This is a genomic window from Burkholderia sp. HAN2018 (assembly GCF_024704855.1).
Lineage (GTDB): Bacteria > Pseudomonadota > Gammaproteobacteria > Burkholderiales > Burkholderiaceae > Burkholderia > Burkholderia cepacia.
This window is the reverse complement of the sequence record NZ_QOBB01000013.1, coordinates 35,663-54,975: the sequence shown is the minus strand read 5'-3', so window position 1 is coordinate 54,975 and position 19,313 is coordinate 35,663. Positions and strand designations below refer to the sequence as shown.

21 protein-coding genes are annotated in these 19,313 nt (G+C 62.9%); 10 read left to right on the top strand and 11 right to left on the bottom strand.

The window, feature by feature from the left end:
* Window positions 1-584: 584 nt before the first annotated feature.
* On the bottom strand, window positions 585-1,751 hold the full coding sequence (locus DPV74_RS05205) for a porin (RefSeq protein ID WP_060085935.1): 1,167 nt from the start codon (window positions 1,749-1,751) through the stop codon (window positions 585-587).
* Between the two features lie 1,371 nt (window positions 1,752-3,122).
* Here DPV74_RS05205 and DPV74_RS42085 point away from each other — a divergent pair.
* The 3 genes from DPV74_RS42085 to DPV74_RS05190 all read left to right on the top strand — a co-directional run bounded on the left by DPV74_RS42085 (window position 3,123) and on the right by DPV74_RS05190 (window position 5,112).
* Window positions 3,123-3,401, top strand: a complete 279-nt coding sequence (locus DPV74_RS42085) for a GNAT family N-acetyltransferase (RefSeq protein ID WP_119336687.1) — start codon at window positions 3,123-3,125, stop codon at window positions 3,399-3,401.
* 268 nt (window positions 3,402-3,669) lie between these two features.
* The gene (locus DPV74_RS05195; RefSeq protein WP_119336686.1) at window positions 3,670-3,885 is read left to right on the top strand and encodes a hypothetical protein; all 216 of its coding nucleotides are present in this window, start codon (window positions 3,670-3,672) and stop codon (window positions 3,883-3,885) included.
* Between the two features lie 159 nt (window positions 3,886-4,044).
* Entirely contained in the window at window positions 4,045-5,112 is a 1,068-nt protein-coding gene (locus DPV74_RS05190; protein WP_374708952.1) for a hypothetical protein, read from the top strand.
* 249 nt (window positions 5,113-5,361) lie between these two features.
* Here the strand turns inward: DPV74_RS05190 and DPV74_RS05185 are convergent, their stop codons facing one another.
* Both DPV74_RS05185 and DPV74_RS05180 read right to left on the bottom strand, forming a co-directional pair.
* Entirely contained in the window at window positions 5,362-5,784 is a 423-nt protein-coding gene (locus tag DPV74_RS05185; protein ID WP_119336684.1) for a hypothetical protein, read from the bottom strand.
* Between the two features lie 119 nt (window positions 5,785-5,903).
* On the bottom strand, window positions 5,904-6,257 hold the full coding sequence (locus DPV74_RS05180; protein ID WP_060085932.1) for a helix-turn-helix domain-containing protein: 354 nt from the start codon (window positions 6,255-6,257) through the stop codon (window positions 5,904-5,906).
* A gap of 143 nt (window positions 6,258-6,400) precedes the next feature.
* On the opposite strand from DPV74_RS05180, the gene DPV74_RS05175 reads away from it, so the two are divergent.
* The gene (locus DPV74_RS05175) at window positions 6,401-7,429 is read left to right on the top strand and encodes an NADPH:quinone reductase (RefSeq protein WP_119336683.1); all 1,029 of its coding nucleotides are present in this window, start codon (window positions 6,401-6,403) and stop codon (window positions 7,427-7,429) included.
* A gap of 143 nt (window positions 7,430-7,572) precedes the next feature.
* Here the strand turns inward: DPV74_RS05175 and DPV74_RS05170 are convergent, their stop codons facing one another.
* From DPV74_RS05170 to DPV74_RS05160, 3 genes are all read right to left on the bottom strand, one after another.
* Complete coding sequence (locus tag DPV74_RS05170; RefSeq protein WP_119336682.1) at window positions 7,573-7,863, bottom strand: DUF1330 domain-containing protein; 291 nt, start codon at window positions 7,861-7,863, stop codon at window positions 7,573-7,575.
* A gap of 95 nt (window positions 7,864-7,958) precedes the next feature.
* The gene (locus DPV74_RS05165) at window positions 7,959-9,014 is read right to left on the bottom strand and encodes an aldo/keto reductase (RefSeq protein ID WP_119336681.1); all 1,056 of its coding nucleotides are present in this window, start codon (window positions 9,012-9,014) and stop codon (window positions 7,959-7,961) included.
* 82 nt (window positions 9,015-9,096) lie between these two features.
* Window positions 9,097-9,687 carry a flavodoxin family protein gene (locus DPV74_RS05160; protein ID WP_119336680.1) on the bottom strand — a complete coding sequence of 197 codons (591 nt, stop codon included), beginning with the start codon at window positions 9,685-9,687 and terminating at the stop codon, window positions 9,097-9,099.
* A gap of 118 nt (window positions 9,688-9,805) precedes the next feature.
* Here DPV74_RS05160 and DPV74_RS05155 point away from each other — a divergent pair, with 118 nt between their 5' ends.
* Window positions 9,806-10,711 (top strand): LysR family transcriptional regulator, encoded by a 906-nt coding sequence (locus DPV74_RS05155; protein WP_119336679.1) that lies wholly within the window; start codon window positions 9,806-9,808, stop codon window positions 10,709-10,711.
* Window positions 10,712-10,891: 180 nt separating this feature from the next.
* Here the strand turns inward: DPV74_RS05155 and DPV74_RS05150 are convergent, their stop codons facing one another.
* Window positions 10,892-11,929 (bottom strand): NADP-dependent oxidoreductase, encoded by a 1,038-nt coding sequence (locus DPV74_RS05150; protein WP_060311537.1) that lies wholly within the window; start codon window positions 11,927-11,929, stop codon window positions 10,892-10,894.
* Between the two features lie 268 nt (window positions 11,930-12,197).
* Here DPV74_RS05150 and DPV74_RS05145 point away from each other — a divergent pair, with 268 nt between their 5' ends.
* On the top strand, window positions 12,198-13,886 hold the full coding sequence (locus DPV74_RS05145; RefSeq protein ID WP_162922951.1) for an SgrR family transcriptional regulator: 1,689 nt from the start codon (window positions 12,198-12,200) through the stop codon (window positions 13,884-13,886).
* A gap of 111 nt (window positions 13,887-13,997) precedes the next feature.
* On the opposite strand, the gene DPV74_RS05140 is transcribed toward DPV74_RS05145, so the two are convergent.
* Complete coding sequence (locus tag DPV74_RS05140; RefSeq protein WP_034196196.1) at window positions 13,998-14,378, bottom strand: helix-turn-helix domain-containing protein; 381 nt, start codon at window positions 14,376-14,378, stop codon at window positions 13,998-14,000.
* A gap of 81 nt (window positions 14,379-14,459) precedes the next feature.
* On the opposite strand from DPV74_RS05140, the gene DPV74_RS05135 reads away from it, so the two are divergent.
* Window positions 14,460-15,086 (top strand): NADPH-dependent F420 reductase, encoded by a 627-nt coding sequence (locus DPV74_RS05135; protein WP_119336677.1) that lies wholly within the window; start codon window positions 14,460-14,462, stop codon window positions 15,084-15,086.
* A gap of 223 nt (window positions 15,087-15,309) precedes the next feature.
* Here DPV74_RS05135 and DPV74_RS05130 read toward each other — a convergent pair whose 3' ends face one another.
* Window positions 15,310-16,194 carry a LysR family transcriptional regulator gene (locus tag DPV74_RS05130; protein WP_119336676.1) on the bottom strand — a complete coding sequence of 295 codons (885 nt, stop codon included), beginning with the start codon at window positions 16,192-16,194 and terminating at the stop codon, window positions 15,310-15,312.
* 106 nt (window positions 16,195-16,300) lie between these two features.
* Here DPV74_RS05130 and DPV74_RS05125 point away from each other — a divergent pair, with 106 nt between their 5' ends.
* The gene (locus tag DPV74_RS05125; RefSeq protein ID WP_119336675.1) at window positions 16,301-16,909 is read left to right on the top strand and encodes a short chain dehydrogenase; all 609 of its coding nucleotides are present in this window, start codon (window positions 16,301-16,303) and stop codon (window positions 16,907-16,909) included.
* Here the strand turns inward: DPV74_RS05125 and DPV74_RS05120 are convergent.
* Window positions 16,903-17,385, bottom strand: coding sequence for an MFS transporter (locus tag DPV74_RS05120; protein ID WP_240439925.1), 483 nt, complete (start codon window positions 17,383-17,385; stop codon window positions 16,903-16,905). The two genes, DPV74_RS05125 and DPV74_RS05120, sit on opposite strands and share 7 nt — an antisense overlap.
* 8 nt (window positions 17,386-17,393) lie before the next feature.
* On the opposite strand from DPV74_RS05120, the gene DPV74_RS05115 reads away from it, so the two are divergent.
* Entirely contained in the window at window positions 17,394-17,567 is a 174-nt protein-coding gene (locus DPV74_RS05115) for a hypothetical protein (RefSeq protein WP_175864759.1), read from the top strand.
* A gap of 121 nt (window positions 17,568-17,688) precedes the next feature.
* Here the strand turns inward: DPV74_RS05115 and DPV74_RS05110 are convergent, their stop codons facing one another.
* Window positions 17,689-18,612: a LysR family transcriptional regulator gene (locus tag DPV74_RS05110; RefSeq protein WP_119336674.1), complete on the bottom strand. Its 924-nt coding sequence runs from the start codon at window positions 18,610-18,612 to the stop codon at window positions 17,689-17,691.
* Window positions 18,613-18,679: 67 nt separating this feature from the next.
* Here DPV74_RS05110 and DPV74_RS05105 point away from each other — a divergent pair, with 67 nt between their 5' ends.
* Window positions 18,680-19,297 carry a LysE family translocator gene (locus DPV74_RS05105; protein WP_060085921.1) on the top strand — a complete coding sequence of 206 codons (618 nt, stop codon included), beginning with the start codon at window positions 18,680-18,682 and terminating at the stop codon, window positions 19,295-19,297.
* Window positions 19,298-19,313: the final 16 nt, after the last annotated feature.

The following is a 19,313-nucleotide window of genomic DNA, read 5'->3' as shown; positions in this document are numbered from 1 at the left end:
GTGCGATCCCGCTTGCCTCGAATGGTTGCGTACTCATCGAACTCGCAGACGGGGCATTGACCCATCGCGTGAGGCGTCGCGGCGGCGAGCGTGGCACATGAGCCGCGACGTCGCATTTGACGATCCCTTGTCCAGCGGGTTCAGACGCCGGAGCGCCGCCCACTCGGAGGCAGCCGCCCTGAGTTAACGACAGATTCTTGGAAGAGTTGAGTGCCGTGACGACATTCGTGCTGCGCGCCGGCAAGTCGAGCGACTGCGGGACGGGTGAACCGTCAATGCGGCCGAGACACCCCCGGCTTCAGCAGGGCTTTTTGTTACACGCGGGTGACAAGGCGTCGCATGGACCGGCGGCGGCGCTCATGGCGGGATGGAAGCCGTCCACGGTTGCCGTGAAGTCCGGGCGATTCGCGGACGAGACTCGAGATCGGGCGGCCAGCTGCGCCCCGGCCGCTTGCGGCCGTCTGACACGAGCGCTCGAATCGTTGACGATCCGAGCGCTCATGGTCCATGTGGAACCACCAGAATGCTGCCAGCCCGGCGTATTGCACCCACTACTCCGGGCTTCCGGGCCTGCAATTTGAAGATCAGAAGCTATGGTGCATGCCGATGTTGACCTGAACCTGGTTGCCGCCCGATGAGGTGTTGCCAAAGTCGGCAGCCGAAGCCTGAGCGCCCTGGGCATGGACGTAGGCGCCCACGGCGTAAACCGACGTGCGCTTCGACAGCGCGTACATGGCACCGAGCGACGCCTGGTTGATCGAAGCCATCGTGCGGCCTTCGGCAGCCTGGCTGGGCGTGGCTGCGGAACCGTAGACATACGTGTACCCGGTGGCCAGCGACAACGCCGGGGTGACCTGGTACTGCAGGAGCGCACCCAGCACGTTGAAGTGGATCGACGGCTGGCCATTGTTGCCTTGGTACTGCGCGTTCGAGTACCGCAAGCCCGCCGTGTACGGACCGATCTGGTATTGAGTTGCGATCTGGGCGATGCCCGCGCTCTTGAACGCATTGCCACCGTTATAACCCGAGCTCGGATAGCCCAGCGCGGTACCGAAACCCGGTTGTGCCGTTGCGTTCTGCCACCCGTTCTCACCCTGGTTTGCCGCGCGGAAGTAACCGCCGGCGACGGTCAGGCCGCCTTGAGCGTAGTTCGCCGCCACCGACCACGATTGCCCCGAACCCATCGCACCGGCAACACCGCCGAACGAGTACGCGCCTTCAGCCTGGAAGCCGTTGATGACCGGCGAAATGTACTTCACGGCGCTGTTCTGGTTCGTCGTGTTGTCGTTGTTGTCGACGTCGCCCGGGGTCGAGAATGTCGACGCTGAAATGGCGTCGCCCGTCAGGCCCTGCACCATTTCCGTTACAGCGTCGAGCTGGCGTCCCATGCGCAGGGTGCCGTATCGATCGGAAGCAATGCCGACGTAGGCCTGGCGGTTGAACAGCGAACGCGTGGAACCGATGGGCCCCTGGCCGTTTATGCCGCCCGTACCGATGTTGAAACCGTTTTCGATCTTGAATACCGCCTTGAGGCCGCCGCCGAGGTCTTCGTCCCCCTTGAGGCCCCACTTGTTCGAACCTACGGCGCCGCCGTCGAGGCCGAACCGCTTGTGGCCATTGATGTTCGAGGTGTAGCCGATACCCGAATCGAGCATGCCGTACAGGGTGACCGACGACTGCGCCATTGCTGCCGAAGATGCGGCGAATGCGGCAACAGCGATAACGCTGACGTTGATGTTTTTGTTTTTCATCTGTATTTCACTGTCAGGAGTGGTTTTGGGATTGTTTGAAACGGGTTGTGTCGTATTCGAATGCAGATGACGGGCACGGCCTGCGCGTCGTCTTGGCCGCAACGGCCAGCGTCATATTCGCCAAATCGGCATAATCAAATCAATCATTTCGTCATCCTCAAAATTGCATGCGGAGAAGCATCGCGCATCTCGACCTGTCCGGCACTCTTTCGATCAGAACAATCGCGGCGTCCCCACCTGGATCAAAGCCGCTTCCTTGCTTCCGTTGTCGCTCCAGCCCTACGGCACCGTGGATCGAGAATGTGCCGAGTCGCCTGTTTGCTGCATCAATACCTTGCCTTCCAGCTCCGGCGAAACTTCACCGTCGATCACGCGAAGAAACTTGCCCCCTGCTCGGTGATTTCCGGGCGCGCCTTGGCCACGAGCGCGCACTAGAGGATTCATTCGAACTGACGTCCCCCCGCCATATTCATGATCCGGCGAACCGATGTGCCGAATCCGCGAAGCCGGACAACTCGAGCGGATCACCGCGCTCAGCCGAACCTTCCCCGATGGCATTTCGGAGCAGCCCGGCGTCGTCACGTTCAGCGCCCGTGCAATGCCCGCGAGCAAGGTCGGCGATGACGAAACCGGACCACGCTCCACCTGCTGCAAAAGACCGTCTGGACGTACCGGCCGCCATTGCAGGTTGCTTGAGCGTCCGGTTCAACCGCTGGCGAAGTACGCGAACCTAATCGCCGGGCACCAACGTGGCCGGATCGCGCTTAGCAAGTGCGAAAGACCATATCAGGAACATAATTTTGCGTCAAAAATTGTTTGATATAAGTTAATCTGGTTTGATAACGTTGCGCCATGCCGGACTTACCCTTATAGGAACTGGCCCGAGGACACCGCGTCAGCAAGATCCGCGCCGTGACGCTGATCCACGATCAGACGAAAACCTGGTGTCGAACGGGAGCGCTTACGCGTTGACGGCAGGCGCTCCCTATCCGATGTCGGGCCGGGGCCCGAATGGCAGCGGGAAGCGAGGTATCCTGGCTCGCATCGCAGGGCACCAGCCCGTTGAGACAGAAGCAGCGCGCCGTTCTCTCGAAGTGCTCGTTGCCGTCGAGGTTTCCGTCGCTTCCGCATCCGCTGCCCTGGCCTTGATGATTCAGTGACCGCGTACGACTCCTTTCCAGAAATGCGCCCGGCTGCTTCCGGTACCTGAATGAATTCATGCCCCGTTCGACTCCGTGAGCACGTGCCGTCCGACATCGAGCGATTTTGCGAATTGCAGATGAGCTCGCAAGTGGCCCGCCATGTGTCGTGGCTCCCGCGCACGAGAGCGCAATGTGAACATGCGTTGGCAGACGCGATCGCACAGCAACGATCGGCGACTCGGTTTCGGCTGATTGTGGCTGGTTTTTGTTGCCTGACTTTTGGGAAAAGGGCTACGCGGCTCATGCGATTCGTGCGCTGCTCGTTCTCGCGTTCGGCTCGGGCAGGATGACGAGCTTGACGGCGTCATGCGCTATCGAGAATCGAGCCTCTCTTCGCGTCGCCGAAAAATGCGGGTTTCGCCTGATAGCCGCGACAGGTGACCGATGCACCTTCGACATCCACAAGGAACAAGTTAATCGCCACAGCGTGAAGATGCGAACCTCGTGACGGTTCCAATAGTTGAACGTTGGCGATGAATGGGCACCCGCGGCGGCCGTCGACACGGCAGAATCTTCTTCGTCGGACCACGTTCGGCCACTGTCGGACGTTCGATATCTCCGTCTGAGGATCGTCAATAAGCGGAAAGCAAGGAAGACGCGAACTTCGTGACACAGACAGAATCGACGGCTCGCGACTGCGGACATGGGAAATTTGTCAAAGCAGCGACCTTTTCTGTACACATGGTTCACATCGCATTTGGTTTTTTGAGGGCGACATGGATGGAATAGCCAAGGCACTTGTACTGGCCGTGAGGTACATCGATCAACAGAGTAACTTGCATGCCGAGGACGACGACGTCAACGCACTTGAGGAGATCGCAACGGCACTTGCAGTTGCATCGACGACAGAGCAGGATGCCTTTGCCAGGATGGCAACGTCGCTTGGCTTCCCTGAGCTGGTGGAGCAACTCGGCCTGGATTCGCCGCGATGACCGCCTTGCAAGCCCGACGTTTCGTCTGAGCCAACGTTAAAGGCTGCGTGGTTTGGAGCATTCCTACTGACCGCATCGGGCGCCAGCCGGCCAAAAAGAGTCGACCATTGTGTCAAGATTGATAACACTGCGAACCATTCCAACCAAGGCAAAACAATGATGACTTCCGGCGACGGCCTGACCAGTCCCGCGCGGCTCCTGCGACTCGCCTCATGGGTAATCGCGATCATCTTCGCCGTCTTTCTGAACATGCTCGGCAGTCTCGTGATCCGCGACATGGCGTTTGCCCCGACGGGCGGCCCGCCCGTCATCGAGCAATTCGCCGATGCGCCGACGAAAGCGCGGCTGGACGCAGCGCGGCGCAATCTGCAGGCGCAGCACAACGCGCTTGCCGACAAGGCCGACACCATGGAGGTCGCGCGCGGCCGCGCCGCAAAGGAGTATGCGGCCGAGAAGGAAAGCTTCCGCAACTGGCTGGCAACGCGCTCGGTGACCGGCGACAGTGCGCGGGACCCCGACATTCTCGCGAGAACTCGCAAGCTGGATTCGCTCCAGGCCGTGGTGGTCAACTGGCAGCATCAGATCGATGCGATCAACGACCAGCAACGGGCGCTGGCATCGCAGCAGACTCAAGTGGACACGCAAATCGCCGAAGCGGACGCGGCAGCCGAACGGCGCTTCGACGAAGCGACACGGCACTATGAGCTGCAAGTGTTCGGACTGCGGCTTGCGCTGACGCTGCCGATACTGCTGGTTGCGATCTGGTTGTTCATACGCTACCGCAAGATACGCTACTGGCCTTTCGTGTACAGTTTTGGCCTATTTGCACTGAGCGCGTTCTTCATCGAACTGGTCCCGTACTTGCCGAATTTCGGCGGTTATGTCCGGGTCCTGGTGGGCATTGCGCTCACGGTGTTCGCCGGCCTTTACATGATGAAGGCCTTTCAGCGCTATACCGAACGCAAACGCCTCGAATTGCAGCAGGATCAGGGAGAACGCGCGCGAACGATCGGCTACGAAAAAGCCGTTCGCTCACTCGAAAAAAAGCGCTGCCCGTCATGCGACAAACAATGGAATCTCGGCGGCGACGACTCCACGTTCTGCGTGCATTGCGGATTACGACTCTTCAATGTCTGCGAATGCGGCGGCCGGAATTTTTTCTTCTTCCCGCATTGCCATCAATGCGGTGCGGCTCAGGGAAATGAGGTGCCGGCGTCGTCCGATTGACAACTAGTGTCGGCGTACGGCGGCAGTGGAGCGTTGTCGATAGCCTTCAGCGGATCGGGTCGAGTCAGTCGCGGATTGTCGAACCAGGCAGCGACCGGGTTCGGCGGCGGATTCAAAAGGTCGTCCGGCACGAGCCGCTGGATCGTTCACAATCCTCGGCCCGTCGCCCCCGGCGCGTCGAATCCGCGACCATCCGCGAACGCCGCCGATGCCGTCACGCGAGCGTTTCAGCGACAGCTTCGCCCGGCTTCACTGCCATTCACCGGGATGACAGACCACCCAACCAGGATGATAGCTGTCCATGTCCGTGTGCCCCCAGCACCAGCCGTGCTGGCGAATGGTTTTCATCATCAGCTCGCGTTGTGCGCACGCACTGCCCGGAGCATATTGCCCGTCAGGCATTAGTTTCGGTGCCGCGCCGTTCCTGCATTGGCCATCGACCGCTTCTTCCTGACGCATCAACGCCTGGACAGCGGGTGGAACGGTGCGGGCCAGCGTGGCCTTGTATTCGATGCAGGCGGCCGCCTTGGGGTCGTTGGATTTGCCGGCACATCGGGACTGGAGCTTGTCGATGTTTCTCGACACTTCCGGCGGATACGTCTCGGCGTGCGCCGCTGCAACACATCCCGCCAGCAACAGGCTGGCGGCGGCAAGAGATCTGATCAAAATCATTTCGTGAAGGACACGATGCGTCGGGTAGTCCAGGAACCGGCAAATTATGGCACGTGCGCGTTTTCAACGACTCGCCGCGCAACGGTGTCCGGACATCCACCGGCGACGCAACGGGACACTCACGAACACGGCCGGCGCCCCGCGGATTGCTCCAGTCGCGCGAGGTAAGCATCGCCCCATTGCTTCATCGCCTCGAGCACCGGGGCGAGCGTTCTGCCGAATTCGGTCAACGTGTATTCGACGCGGGGCGGGACCTCGGCAAAAACCGTACGGGTCACGATGCCGTCCGATTCGAGCTCGCGAAGCTGCAACGTCAACGAGCGCTGGGTCACCGCTCCGATCAAGCCGCGCAACTCGCCGAACCTTTTGGTACCGCCCAGCAGATAGTGCACGATCAGCGGCTTCCATTTCCCTCCCGCGACATCGACCGTCGCGGCGACCGAGCACGGATACGTGCTAACCGAAGATGTCATGCCGGCTCCCAATAGGATAATTTCTTTCCCTATATATCAAAGACGTGCCTTCTTGTGCAAAAGCGGCCGACCGCCGATAGTCCCGGCATCGTTACATCGGCCGCCGATAACCGGCGACCGGACTCATTCAAGGGATCAGATCGATGAAGGCCGCTTATTACGAACGTCAGGGCAACGCTTCGGAAGTGTTGAGGCTCGGAGATTTTCCGGTTCCGCAACCGGGTCCGGGCGAAGTCCGGGTGCGCATCCACGCATCGGGTCTGAATCCCAGCGATATCAAGGCGCGTACCGGCTTCTCCGGCCCTTCCGCATTTCCGATGGTCATTCCGCATCAAGACGGTGCAGGCGTGATCGACGCGGTCGGTGCCGGCGTTGCGCCGACACGGACAGGCGAACGGGTATGGCTGTTCGAAGCGCAATCTCGCCGCCCGTTCGGCACGGCCGCGGAATATGCGGTCGTTCCGGAAGCACAGGCCGTTCCTTTGCCCGACAACGTTTCGTTCGAGGTCGGCGCCTGCCTGGGCATTCCGGCACTCACGGCCCATCGCTGCCTCTTCTCGGACGGCGACATCAAGGGTCGCGCGATACTCGTCCAGGGCGGCGCGGGAGCAGTCGGAACCGCAGCAATCCTGCTTGCAAAATGGGCCGGCGCGTGGGTCGCGACCACCGTTTCAACGCCCGCGCAGGCAGACGCCGCACGGCGTGCGGGTGCAGACCTCGTGATCAATCGACGGCTGCAGGATGTGGTCGCGATCGTGAAGTCGGCAACACAGCAGCGGGGAGTCGATCGTATCGTGGAAGTCAGTCTGCAAGACAACCTCGGCATCGATATGCGTTGCCTCGCCAACGGCGGCATCATCAGTTCGTATGCCGTAGGATCCGCTGCCGATCAGGTGCCGCTTCCCCTGCTCGACGCCATGATCGCAGGCTGTACATTCCGGTTCGTCTACATTTACACCGTCCCGGCGGCCGCCAAGTCCGCAGCCGTTTCGGCGATCTGCCGATGCCTCGAGGACGGCGCCTATGTGCCGACCATAGGCATGCAATTCGCGCTCGACGCCATCGTTGAAGCCCACCAGGCTCAGGAATCTGGCCAGGTTATTGGCAAGATCATCGTCAGGCCATTGCTCGTCCGGTCGCATGAGCCGGCGGACGTTCAGCCGAATGATTGATCACCGCAAAGACGTGTCGGCAAGCCAGCGTCCCCGCATTCGCAATGCCGGGCACTTCCGGCGAAGGACAGCCGGGATTCGTGAGGCCCCCTGCCGCGAGATCGAACCGACGGCGCTCATGTTCGAACGTGTCGTGGTCAGCGTCATGAAGCCCCCTCGAGAATGACGAAGGTCCCGGTTGCCGCGCCGGCGCGGAGTGCCTTGGCCGCCTGGTATTCGGGGCTCTCATAAAAACGCCTGGCCTCGGTGAACGAATCGAACTCGAGGACCACATGCCGCTCATGGGCCTCGCCTTCGAGGTTTTCATACTGCCCCCAGGCCGCAATGACCTTGGGGCCGAAAGCCTTGATTGCATCACCCGCGGCTTCTGCATAAGCAGCATAGGCGGCCGGGTCCGAAACGCTGACGTGTGCGACTAGATAACCCTTCGGCATATCGATCTCTCTTTGGTAACGGGAACACGCGATTCAACGCGGGGCGGCGATCTTCAACGACTTGCTTCGACTGGATTGAGCGGCGATAGCCGGTTCTATTCCGACGCGACGCGCCGGAAAGGTTGAGGGCGCCTGCCCGCCTCCTGACGCTCGATCATCCAGCCGGGATAGCTGGCCGGCAAAGCGCTCACGGCATCGAGACGCGCAAGCTCGGTCTCGGTCAGGACGACATCGACCGCGCCGAGATTGTCTTCGAGCTGTTCGATCCGTTTGGCGCCGACAATCACGCTCGTGACGTGCGGCCTCGCAAGTAGCCACGCGAGCGCGATCCGGGCGACCGAGACATCGTGCGCATCGGCGATGGTGCGCATCTCTGCAACGCACGGCCAGGCTCGATCAAGATCGACCGGCGGAAAATCGAAATGATTGCGCCGCGAACCGCTGTCGTTCGACGTACCGGGGCCGAACTTCCCCGACAGCAACCCGCCGGCGAGAGGCGACCAGACGAGCAGCCCCATCTGCTCCTCGACGACGAGTGGCACCAGTTCGCGCTCGACGTCACGCCCGGCGATCGAATAGTAGGCCTGGAGCGTCTCGAAGCGCGTGGCGCGAAGCGCCGCACTCAGCCCGAGCGCCTTGCCGATCCTGCCCGCGCGCCAATTCGACACGCCGACATATCGGACCAGCCCCTGCCGCGTGAGATCGTCGAGGGCGCGCAGCGTCTCTTCGATCGGCGTGACAGGATCGTTGGCGTGAATCTGGTACAGATCGATATGGTCGACCTGAAGCCGTTCCAGGCTTCTCTGCACGGAATCCATGATGTGGCCGCGCGACGCCCCCTGTTCGTTGGGCTTCCGGCCCATCACGCCGGCCGTCTTGGTCGCGAGCACGATCTCGCTGCGCGGCACGCCGATGTCCCGGAGGGCCTGCCCGACGATGCGTTCGGACTGGCCAAAGGAGTAAATGTCGGCGGTATCGATGAAATTGATTCCGTCGGCAAGCGCGCGGGCGATCAGCTGGTTCGCCTCGTCCTGTTCGACGGCGCCGATCGCCTTCCACATGCCGGCATCGGCGTTGCCGCCCAGTGTCATCGTGCCGAGGCACAACTCGGAAACGTACAGGCCGGTGCGGCCAAGTTGCTTGTATTTCATCACCCTTCCCTTCAAACGTGGCTGGATGGCATGCGGCGGCGTCCGTTGCGTTGCGTCACGTCCGGTCGCGCATGCCGGGATTTCAGTTGCCTCGATGTGTTCCGGACCGAAACTGTCCGGCGATCGTCGCGACGCGCATGCCATGGCGGCGTGCCGTCTCGAGGTCGCCCGGCGACATTTCCTCGGGCGACGCATCGGCAGGCGTTTGCGCCATCGGCCCGATATAGGCGCCCATGCGATTCAGGTCGTCACGCATCGAGGCTTTCACGTTCGCCGGCTTGATGTCCATGCTGACCCAGATGCCGCCGTGCTGCCCGGCGAGCAGGAAGAAGTATTCGAGCGTGTTGAGCTTGTCGCCGTTGATGCTTGCGCTGTTGGTGAAGCCGCCAAAGATCTTGTTCCGCCATCCGCCTTCGAACCAGACCTTCGAGGATGCGTCGGCAAACTTCTTGAACTGCCAGCTCGGGCCGCCCATGTAGGTCGGCGAGCCGAACAGGATCGCGTCCGCGCCGGCGAGCGTTTCCCAGGCATCCGCTGGAATGTTTCCCTCGCTGTCGATCGCGACGAGCACGGCGCGGGCGCCTTCGGCGACAGCGCTTGCCATGCGCTCGGTATGCCCGTAGCCGGAGTGGAATACGACGACTGTGTTGACCGGAGAGGCGTGTAGTGTCATGGGTGCTTCCTTTCGTTCGCGTTGTCCGCTGTGGACAACATGGGAAGCCACTCTACCGAGCCACAACTGAGTTATAAACGATGACAAATTGAACGTTCTGTTACTCCCTGGGTGAACAATGCAAAACCTCGACGCGCTTTTGATCTTTGCCCGTGTCGCCGAAATGACGAGCTTCACGCGCGCGGCCGAAAGCCTCGGTATCCAGAAGGGACGTGTGTCGATGGTGATCCGTGAGCTGGAGCGGGATGTGGGCGTTGCACTCCTGCACCGGACCACGAGGCGCGTTCAGCTGACTGAAGACGGGCGCGCCTTTTATTCACGCGCGCGCGACCTGCTGGCCGAAGTACAGGAGTTGCAATCGATGTTCTCCGGCAACGGCACACCGTTGCGGGGAAGGCTGCGCGTCGACATGCCCACCGAGCTGGCACGCAGCGTCGTGATTCCCGCACTCCCGCAACTGATGGCGGCGCATCCGGAACTGGAACTGGAACTTTCGAGCACCGATCGGCGTGTCGATCTCGTCCAGGAAGGATTCGATTGCGTGATCCGGCTCGGGCCGATCGTCGACGAGACGCTGATTGCCCGGCCGCTGGGAAAACTGCGGATGACCAATGCGGCGAGCCCGAGCTATCTGGCGCGGTACGGCACACCGCACACGCTCGATGATCTGCGCACGCAGGGACACCGGATGATCCACTACACGCTGACACTCGGTGCCAGGCACGCCGGATGGGAATACCCGGACGGCGGCGGCTATGCGTCGCTTCCGCTGCCGAGCGCGATGCAGGTCAACAGTGTGCAGACCTATCATGCAGCCGGGCTGGCAGGCCTTGGGTTGATCCAGGCGGGATATCCGACGCTTGCGCATTACATTGAAAGCGGCGCGCTGGTGGAGGTGTTGCCCGACTTGCGTCCCGAGCCGCTCGCCGCGTCGCTTGTCGTGGCTCATCGGCGCAATCTGTCGCCTCGCGTCCGGGCCTTCATGGACTGGATCGAGGGGGTGTTGGAGCCTTATCTTGATTGAGCGGCGGGGGTGGTGGTTTATGCCCGGCGCGGGTCGTTCGGTCGTTCGGCGACACCTTCGTCGATCAGGTCTTGGATCGCGCTGGCGCTTGTGTGTTCGTCGAAGGTCGCTTACTGGAACGCAAGTCGAATGGTCGTGACAGATCGCAATGGCTTACCGTCCGCATCCCGCGGGCGAGAATCAGGACGCACCTTCGTCGTCGCTATCGACGCTGACAATGGCCTTGCCGAGATTGCCGCCCGAGAGCATCGCGAGAAACGCGTCGACGATGTTGTCGAAGCCCGTCGTGACGGTTTCGGGCGCAACGAGGTCGCGGCGCTGGAGGTGCGGGATCGCGAATGCCTCTAGTTCCTGCTGCAGGCTGGCGTAGTTCTTCACGAGAAAGCCCTGCAGCGTCAGGCTCTTGCCCACCGCGTCGAACAGATTGCGCGGCGCGGCGGGGGGCTGCAGCGCGCTGTACTGCGCGACCGCGCCGATCAGCGCCGCGCGCCCGTGGTCTTTCAGGACGGCGATGGCTGCCTCGAGCTGTTCGCCGCCGACGTTGTCCAGGTAGACGTCGACGCCTTCGGGAACCCTTTCGCGCAATTGCGCAGCGACTTGCCCGGGCCGGTAGACGAATGCGTCGGAATAGCCGAGGCCGTGCATGAGTTGCCGTGCCTTGCTTTCGTTGCTGGTGCTCCCGACGATCCGGCCCGCGCCGAGCAATTTCGCGAACTGGCCGGCCGCAGTGCCAACGCCGCCGGCCGCGGCGGACACATAAACGGATTCGCCGGGCTGCAGGCGGACGATGCGGGTCAGGGCGACCCAGGCAGTCAACCCGGTGCCGCCGAGGATGCTCAGCCACGCGGTGATCGGCACACCCTCCGCGGGCCGGATCACCCGCAGCGCCTGCACCGGTACCTGGGCGTAGGTACGCCATCCCTGTCGATGGAATACCCAGTCGCCGGGCCGCAGCGCGGTGTCCGTGGAGCGCAGTACCCGGCCGATGGTCCGGCCTTCGAGCGGCGCATGCAGTGCCCAGTCGCCGTCCATGCATTCGCGCATGTAGGGGTCGACTGAAAAATGCATGTTTCTCACCAGAGCTTCGCCGGGCGCCAATGGCGCCAGCGGCTGCCGGACGAAACGGAAATGCTCCCGCCGCGGTTCGCCGTGCGGACGTTCGACCTGATGAACCAGCGTATTGCGGGATGGAAGATATTCAAAATCCAATTCGCTCATTAACTATCCACGATGATTGATAAAGGCCGGGGCGTTGCCGTATTGAAGCAGCGATATTTACGCAATGGCGATCGAATCAATAATCCCGGGAATGGAAATTGACGTTCGATTCAGCTATTTTTTTACAAATCCACACAAATCAACAAAACGACGCATACCCGCTTCTGGCAAGGCTAGTTTGAATCGACTTGTTTTATACGCGTGTACATTCTGCACAACGGCAAGCACAATAAAAACGGCAAATTTCGATTTTTTTGTTTCCTCTTTTATGCGACTGATCGACCGGTTTCATCGACTTGGCGAGTTTCTCGAAGAGCAGGGGAATCAGCCCGGCCTGCCGGCGCTGGCGCGCGCCCTGAACTGCACCGAACGCAACGTGCGGGGCCTGCTGCGCAAGATGGAAGCGCAAGGCTGGCTGCGCTGGGAGTCGGCGCGCGGCCGTGGCCACTTTTCGCGCCTGACTATCCTGGTGCCGCCGCAGCACGCGGTGCTCGACCGCCTGTCGGCCTTGCTGGCGGAAGGGGAACTGGAGCAGGCGTTTGCCAGCCTGGCAGACGAGCAGCGCCGACAGTTGCTGAAACGGCTGCCGGATTTCCTGGGCATCGATACGGAGGGTTCGCACAGCCACCGTCTGCGCATTCCCCTTTATCGGGCGGTGGACGAACTCGATCCCTATCGGGTGATCAGCCGGCTGGAAGCGCATCTGGTGCGGCAGATCTTTTCGCGACTGACCGAGTTCGACCGGCACACGCAGCGCGTCGTGCCGGCACTGGCGCATCACTGGGAATCGGAAGAGGACGGACGGGTTTGGCACTTCTGGCTCCGGCCGAACATCGTCTTCCACGACGGCACGCCGCTGGAACCGGAAGACGTGCGGTACACGCTGCTGCGCATGCGTGACGAGCCGAGCTATTTCCAGCGGCTATACCGTCATCTGCTCGACGTGGAAATCGGCGACGGCCGGCGAATCGCGTGCCGTCTGAGCGACGTCGATCATCTGTGGCCGCAGCGCCTCGCGGCGGCCAATGCCTCGATCGTGCCGCGGCACCGGAAGCCCGACTTCGCACGCATGCCGATCGGAACGGGGCCGTTCAGGCTGACGCGTCACAGCGAATACCGCATTACCCTGTCGGCCTTCGGCCATCATTACCGCGAGCGGGCCCTGCTCGACGAACTGGATCTCTGGTTTCTTCCCTCGACCGGCCTGGCGGACGGCTTCGACCTCCGCTTCGGCCACTCCGTTTCCCGCACGCAAGCCAACAAGGGCATCGTGCGGGTGCAGGCGGGCTGCACCTACGTGGTCTGCAACGCCACGCGCGACGGTTTTCGCCAGCGCGAACAGCGGCTCGCGCTGGCGGACTGGCTTGCGCCCGGCCGCCTGTTCGGGGCCGACGATCCCGCGCGACGGCCCGCGGCCGGCCTGTTACCGGCCTGGCAGCATCGCGTCGCGGCATCGGGCCCCGTGCCCTCCTTGCCCGCTCAAACAGAACTCACCCTGGTGACGGGGGAAACCCATGACGAACTCGCGCTGGCGCGCATCATCGAAGCCCGGCTGCGCGAGGCGGATATCCGGCTGCAGGTGATGGCGCTGCCTTATGCCGAGTTGATCCGGCGCGACTGGCTGGATGCGGCCGACCTGGTGCTGGGCAGCGAGATACTGCATGACGACGAGGATTTCGGATGCTACGAATGGTTTGCCGCCGACAGCATTTTTCGGCAGTGGATGCCGGCCGATGCGGTGCTTGAGCTGGATCGCGTGCTGCACGGGCTGCAGGCGCAAGCCGATGCGCGCGTGCGCATGACGGGCTACGAGGAGATCGGCCGGCAACTGGTCGAAGCGGGCTGGCTGATCCCGATCTCGCACGAGCATCAGCATATCGAGCTGGAGTCGCATGTTGCCGGTGTAGAGGCCGCACCCCTGGGCTTCGTGCCGTTCGCAAATCTCTGGGTGCGGTGACGGCCTCCCCACGCGTCGGAAAACACGCGTGCGTCGCCCGTCTCGAGTGACCGCGCGAACAACGAGCACGCCAGCGCATAAAAGGCTTGAACCCACCCAGCCCCCCTCCCTCTACTCCGCATGCTCACGATCGAACGCACGATTACTCGCCTCGATCGTCGCGAGCGCATTCTCCGCCCACGCCTTGAGATCGATGACGAGCGGAAGCAGCGTACCGGCCAGAGAACTCAGCGCGTACTCGACACGCAGCGGCAGTTCGTCGTAGACATTGCGCACCACCAGTCCGTCGCGCTCCATCGCGCGCAGCGTCTGGGTCAGCATCTTCTGCGACACACCTTCCAGACGGCGCTTGATGTCGCCAAAACGCATCGGCCCATCCTTCATCGCGACCATGGCCAGCACGGTCCACTTCTGCCCGATACGCGCGAGCACCGCGCGTGACGGACAGACTTTCAGGAACGCATCGGGCGGCAACTCGATCTTCTTCGTCATGGTTACCCTCGGGTACCTAATTGATTGCAGAAACCGGAATTGAAAGAATGATGCCACCCAATCAATCGTGAGGTACATGCCATGAAGATCGCATTCCTGGGCGGTGGAAACTTTGGCGGGAATCTGGCCGAATTGCTGGTCGCGGCGGGACATGATGTGGTAGTCGGCTTGCGCAATCCCGCGAGGGCGCGCCCGGGCGCCCGGTACCGAATCGCGTCGCTGGAAGAGGCCGCGACGCATGGTGATGTTGTCATCATCGCTGTCCTCTATCAGGCGTGCGCCGAGGTACTTCCCTCCCTTGCGCATCGGCTGGCCGGCAAGATCGTTGTTGACGCAACGAATGCGCTCAAGGACGACTGGTCGCCACTTCCGCTGGGGGCCGACGGATCGGCAGCCGAGGCGATCGGCCACCTGCTGCCGGGCGCGCGTCTGGTGAAGTGCTTCAACACGGTGTTCGCCGACATCATGACGCCGGATCGCATCGATCGCGGTGGCCATGCCGTTACGGCATTCATCGCGGGCAACGACGTCCAGGCCAACACGACGGTCGCCGAGATCGCGGAAAGCGCGGGGTTCGCGCCCGTCGTGACCGGCCCCTTGAACAACGCCCGTTATCTCGAGGCGATGGCACACCTCAATATTCAGATCGCCGTAGGTCGGGGCGGCGGAACGAATGCCGGCTTCGTGTACCACCGCGCGCTCGCTTAGAAGCCCGGGTGTTCAACCTCGACGCGGTCGCCAATGGAATCCCGGCCGCGCAGAAATGGCGCGGCGCCAGCGGGCGGCGATCGCTTCGGCTTTCAAGTGCCACGCACTCGCAACGCGTCGCCTGCTTCCCGTTGGTTCAGTTGACACATAGACACCAGCGACGCGTCGCTTCCTGTCGACATTCGATTCGCCACGAATCCCCGATCGCTACCTGCGTTCGACTTCAACGCCCCGCACCATGCTCGATCAAATGCTCGACGAAACGAGTCAGCTTCGGCAATGGTCGCCGATCGTGCCGATACACGACATGAACCGGGTGCGGCGCCGGCAAGTACGCTTGCAACACCGGCACCAGCGCGCCACTCGCCAGATCGTGCGCCACCAGAACTTCAGGCTGCAGCAACAATCCCGCGCCCGCGATGGCGGCCATGCGCAGCCCGTTCCCGTCGTCGCACGTGAAGGCCGGATCCTGCGAAACCTGCGGCCCGTCCCACCCGCCGAGCTTCCACCCGTTACGGCCGTTCCACACCGAGTGAGACAGGCAGTGATGCATGCCCAGATCCTGCGGCGTCTCCGGACGTCCATGCCGCGCGAGGTAACCGGGCGATGCGCAAATCACCATGCGATACATGGTCAACGGCTTTGCGATCAGGTCGACGTCACCCAGTTCGCCAATTCGAACGGCGAGATCGAAACCCTCGTCCACCAGGTCGACGACGCGATTGCTCAACGCCAGCTCGATACGCACGAGCGGATGCATCTGCTGGAACGTCGCGGCCAGCGGCGCGACGACGCATGCACCGAAGGTAATCGGCGCGCTGATCCGCAACGTGCCGGACGGCGACGCACGCAATCGCTCGACCGATGTCTCGGCGATCCGCACCTGTTCAAGCGCGCGCTTTGCGTCTTCGTAGAACACGCGCCCCGCATCCGTCAGGCTCTGCCGTCGCGTGGTGCGCTCCAGCATGCGCGCGCCGAGGCGCTCTTCAAGTTCGCGCACGTACTTGCCGACCATGACCGCCGACATGCCAAGCCGCTGCGCCGCCTCGGTGAAGTTGCCCCCTTCCACGACGGCAACGAAGGTTTCCATTGAACGCAGCTTGTCCATATTGCGAACTGGCGATTAGTAGTGTCGGAAATTAGAGCACATTTATCTCAATATTGGTTCGAAGAACAATGGCTGCTCCAACCTGAAACCGAAAAGGAGTGGTTCCATGAAGATCGTTCTAATCGGCGCCGGCGGAGACGTCGGGCGTGCCGTGGCAGATGAGCTTGCGCGTGACGGAAGACACGAAGTCGTTCGCGTGGGTCGCACCTCCGGTGACCATCAGGTCGACATCACCCGTGACGAGAGCGTGAGCGCGCTGTTCGAGAAGATCGGGCAAGTCGACGCAATCGTCGCCGCCGCGGGCAATGTCATCCTTGCTCCGATCGAGAAGATGACGGCGGCCGATTTCCACAAGGGATTGCAGGACAAGCTGCTGAGCCAGGTGCGCATCGCACTGGTGGGCCAGCACTATCTGGTCGACGGCGGGTCGATCACGCTGACCTCGGGCATCGCGGTCGATGATCCGATTGCGCAAGGCGCCCATGCCGCCGCATCGAATGCCGGAATTGAAGGATTCGTGCGCGGGGCCGCGTGCGATTTTCCGCGCGGCATCCGGATCAACGTCGTGAGCCCGACGGTGCTGACGGAATCCATGGATCGGTTCGGTCCGTTCTTTCCCGGCTGCGAGAGCGTGCCGGCGTCACGTGTGGCCATGGCCTATCGACGCAGCGTGGAAGGCGTGCATAGCGGTCGCGTCTATCGGGTCGGTCATTGACGTTGAGGGCTCGCCCCGCGAGCCCGAATTCCTCGCGCCCCTGCCTGCCCCAGATTCCGCCACGCCATCACCGCACCGGCCACCAGCAACAGAACCGAAACGATCAACGCCCGCGCCATCCCGTGAACGAACGTCGCGCCGTCTGCCGCCCGAACGAAGAAACCAAACAGCGCGACGCCCAACACGCCGCCCACCTGCCGGGCCGTATTCAACAGCCCGGACGCCACCCCTGACTGCGCGGCGCTCACCGCCGCGAGCGCCGCGTCCGTGATCGTCGGTATCGTCAGCGCGATGCCGCTGCCTGCCAGCAGCATCGGTATCGCGAGCAGCGCGTTGGAGTGCACGGCAATCGCCGGCCACATCGCGAGATACCCGACCGCGGATATCGACAGGCCGGCCGTCGCCAACGTGCGCGCCCCGAGCCTGCCGGTGAGTCTGCCGGAAGCGATGCTCATGGCCATCAGCACGCCCATCATCGGTGTTCATGGGCGACGGCGATCCCAAGTTGCAGCGCCTGCCGTTCGACGGGGAACCGTACGCCCGGGATCTCTGGCTGGTCGTGCATGCCGACCTCAGACATGCGCCGACGATTCGCGCGGCAATCGACTTCATCGTGGACGTGACGGGCAGGACGTTCGCGCCGGACGCCCGACCGTAGCGACGGCGACTACGGTCACCCGATCGCGCTGGCCGAGCCGGCTGTCAGCGCGCCGCTTCAACATCGGAAGCAGCCGGTCTCGCTCATCGTCAACCGCCCGTCCCCGGCATCCGCGCGCCGCTCAGGCCACCGCCCTCAACCACGCAAGCACATCCGCCTGTGCACGGCCCGCCACCACCGGCTCCGGCGTCAATAGGCAGTAATGCGAACCATCCTCGACGAACCCCATCGGCGCGACCAGCACGCCGCTTTCGATATCGTCGCGAACGAGATGCCACGGGCCGATGGCGACGCCCAGCCCCGCAACCGCCGCCTGCAGGCTGAAGTAGAAATGGTCGAACACCTGCCCGCGCCCGCTCACGGCCGGCTGATACGCGGCAACCGCCCATTCCTTCCACGCGTCCGGCCGTGTCCGCGTATGCAACTGCGGAACGTCAGTCTTCAACGAACGCTCGCCGCGACGAGCGGAAAACCACGCATCGACCTTGTCCGGCCGGCAAACCGGCCCCACCCGCTCCGCGAACAGACGCTCCGCGTGGTAACCCGCCGGCCACGCAAAGTCGTTGCGTCGAATCGCCATGTCGATGCCGCTGTCGAATGAAAACGGGCCACCCGCGGCCGCCAGGTGAACGTCGACGCCCGCATGTCGCGCCTGAAAATCCGGCCAGCGCGGAATCAGCCAGCGCATCAGAAGCGTCGGCTCGCACGACAGGACCCAGCGCCGCGCCCGGGCGGCCTCGGTGCGCAATTCCTGCGCGGCGTGACGCATCAGCCCCAGCCCGTCGTGGACCGCCTGCGCCAGCTTGCGGCCCGCGTCGGTCAGGAACACGCGCCGGCTGCGCCGCTGGAACAGTGCCACGCCCAGGTCGTCCTCGAGCAGCCGCACCGCGCGGCTGACCGCGCCGTGGGTCAGGCACAGTTCGTCGGCAGCGCGGCTGAAATTCTCGTGACGCGCCGCCGCCTCGAAGCAACGCAGGGCCATCAGCGAAGGCAGGTTCGCGCGCATCGATTGTGAATCCAGCTCACCATTCTGGTCAGAAATCATCGCTTTTCCAGCTGAAACATGACCCATAAGATTGCGCCATCAAATCATCAATCGCAAGGACAGGACGATGACCGAACTGATAGTCGTAGTCACCATCACGCTGCTGGCCGTGATCAGCCCGGGCCCGGACTTCGCGATGGTCACGCGCAACAGCCTGATGCTGTCGCGCCGCTCGGGCGTGCTCACCGCGCTGGGTATCGGGCTGGGTGTGACGGTTCACGTGAGCTACACGCTGCTGGGCGTCGGCCTGCTGATCCGGCAATCGTTGTGGCTCTTCAATGCCGTCAAGCTGATCGGCGCGATCTACCTGGTCTACCTCGGCGTGAAGATGCTCATGACGAAGGCCGGCAGCGGGCAGGCCGACGCGCCGGCCGCACCGCTGTCGGACCTGGCCGCGCTGCGCACCGGCTTCCTGACCAATGCGCTGAACCCCAAGACCACGGTGTTCATCGTCAGCCTGTTCATGCAGGCCGTGCGGCCCGACACACCGTTGATCGTGCAGATCGGCTACGGTGCATTCATCGCGCTGGCGCACGCCGGCTGGTTCAGTCTGGTGGCCGTGTGCTTCTCCGCGACGGCCGTCCGCGATCGCCTGCTGTCGCTGCGGCACTGGATCGACCGCACCTTCGGATGCCTGCTCGTCGGCTTCGGCGTCGCGCTCGCCATCGCGCGCGGCGGGCGCTGATCCGGGCATCCGCGCC

What these genes read in the sequence shown, in the direction of transcription:
- DPV74_RS05205 (WP_060085935.1), bottom strand. Translation starts at nt 1,751, where the DNA reads ATGAAAAACAAAAACATCAACGTCAGCGTTATCGCTGTTGCCGCATTC.
- DPV74_RS05195 (WP_119336686.1), top strand. Translation starts at nt 3,670, where the DNA reads ATGGATGGAATAGCCAAGGCACTTGTACTGGCCGTGAGGTACATCGAT.
- DPV74_RS05190 (WP_374708952.1), top strand. Translation starts at nt 4,045, where the DNA reads ATGACTTCCGGCGACGGCCTGACCAGTCCCGCGCGGCTCCTGCGACTC.
- DPV74_RS05185 (WP_119336684.1), bottom strand. Translation starts at nt 5,784, where the DNA reads ATGATTTTGATCAGATCTCTTGCCGCCGCCAGCCTGTTGCTGGCGGGA.
- DPV74_RS05180 (WP_060085932.1), bottom strand. Translation starts at nt 6,257, where the DNA reads ATGACATCTTCGGTTAGCACGTATCCGTGCTCGGTCGCCGCGACGGTC.
- DPV74_RS05175 (WP_119336683.1), top strand. Translation starts at nt 6,401, where the DNA reads ATGAAGGCCGCTTATTACGAACGTCAGGGCAACGCTTCGGAAGTGTTG.
- DPV74_RS05170 (WP_119336682.1), bottom strand. Translation starts at nt 7,863, where the DNA reads ATGCCGAAGGGTTATCTAGTCGCACACGTCAGCGTTTCGGACCCGGCC.
- DPV74_RS05165 (WP_119336681.1), bottom strand. Translation starts at nt 9,014, where the DNA reads ATGAAATACAAGCAACTTGGCCGCACCGGCCTGTACGTTTCCGAGTTG.
- DPV74_RS05160 (WP_119336680.1), bottom strand. Translation starts at nt 9,687, where the DNA reads ATGACACTACACGCCTCTCCGGTCAACACAGTCGTCGTATTCCACTCC.
- DPV74_RS05155 (WP_119336679.1), top strand. Translation starts at nt 9,806, where the DNA reads ATGCAAAACCTCGACGCGCTTTTGATCTTTGCCCGTGTCGCCGAAATG.
- DPV74_RS05150 (WP_060311537.1), bottom strand. Translation starts at nt 11,929, where the DNA reads ATGAGCGAATTGGATTTTGAATATCTTCCATCCCGCAATACGCTGGTT.
- DPV74_RS05145 (WP_162922951.1), top strand. Translation starts at nt 12,198, where the DNA reads ATGCGACTGATCGACCGGTTTCATCGACTTGGCGAGTTTCTCGAAGAG.
- DPV74_RS05140 (WP_034196196.1), bottom strand. Translation starts at nt 14,378, where the DNA reads ATGACGAAGAAGATCGAGTTGCCGCCCGATGCGTTCCTGAAAGTCTGT.
- DPV74_RS05135 (WP_119336677.1), top strand. Translation starts at nt 14,460, where the DNA reads ATGAAGATCGCATTCCTGGGCGGTGGAAACTTTGGCGGGAATCTGGCC.
- DPV74_RS05130 (WP_119336676.1), bottom strand. Translation starts at nt 16,194, where the DNA reads ATGGACAAGCTGCGTTCAATGGAAACCTTCGTTGCCGTCGTGGAAGGG.
- DPV74_RS05125 (WP_119336675.1), top strand. Translation starts at nt 16,301, where the DNA reads ATGAAGATCGTTCTAATCGGCGCCGGCGGAGACGTCGGGCGTGCCGTG.
- DPV74_RS05120 (WP_240439925.1), bottom strand. Translation starts at nt 17,385, where the DNA reads ATGATGGGCGTGCTGATGGCCATGAGCATCGCTTCCGGCAGACTCACC.
- DPV74_RS05115 (WP_175864759.1), top strand. Translation starts at nt 17,394, where the DNA reads ATGGGCGACGGCGATCCCAAGTTGCAGCGCCTGCCGTTCGACGGGGAA.
- DPV74_RS05110 (WP_119336674.1), bottom strand. Translation starts at nt 18,612, where the DNA reads ATGATTTCTGACCAGAATGGTGAGCTGGATTCACAATCGATGCGCGCG.
- DPV74_RS05105 (WP_060085921.1), top strand. Translation starts at nt 18,680, where the DNA reads ATGACCGAACTGATAGTCGTAGTCACCATCACGCTGCTGGCCGTGATC.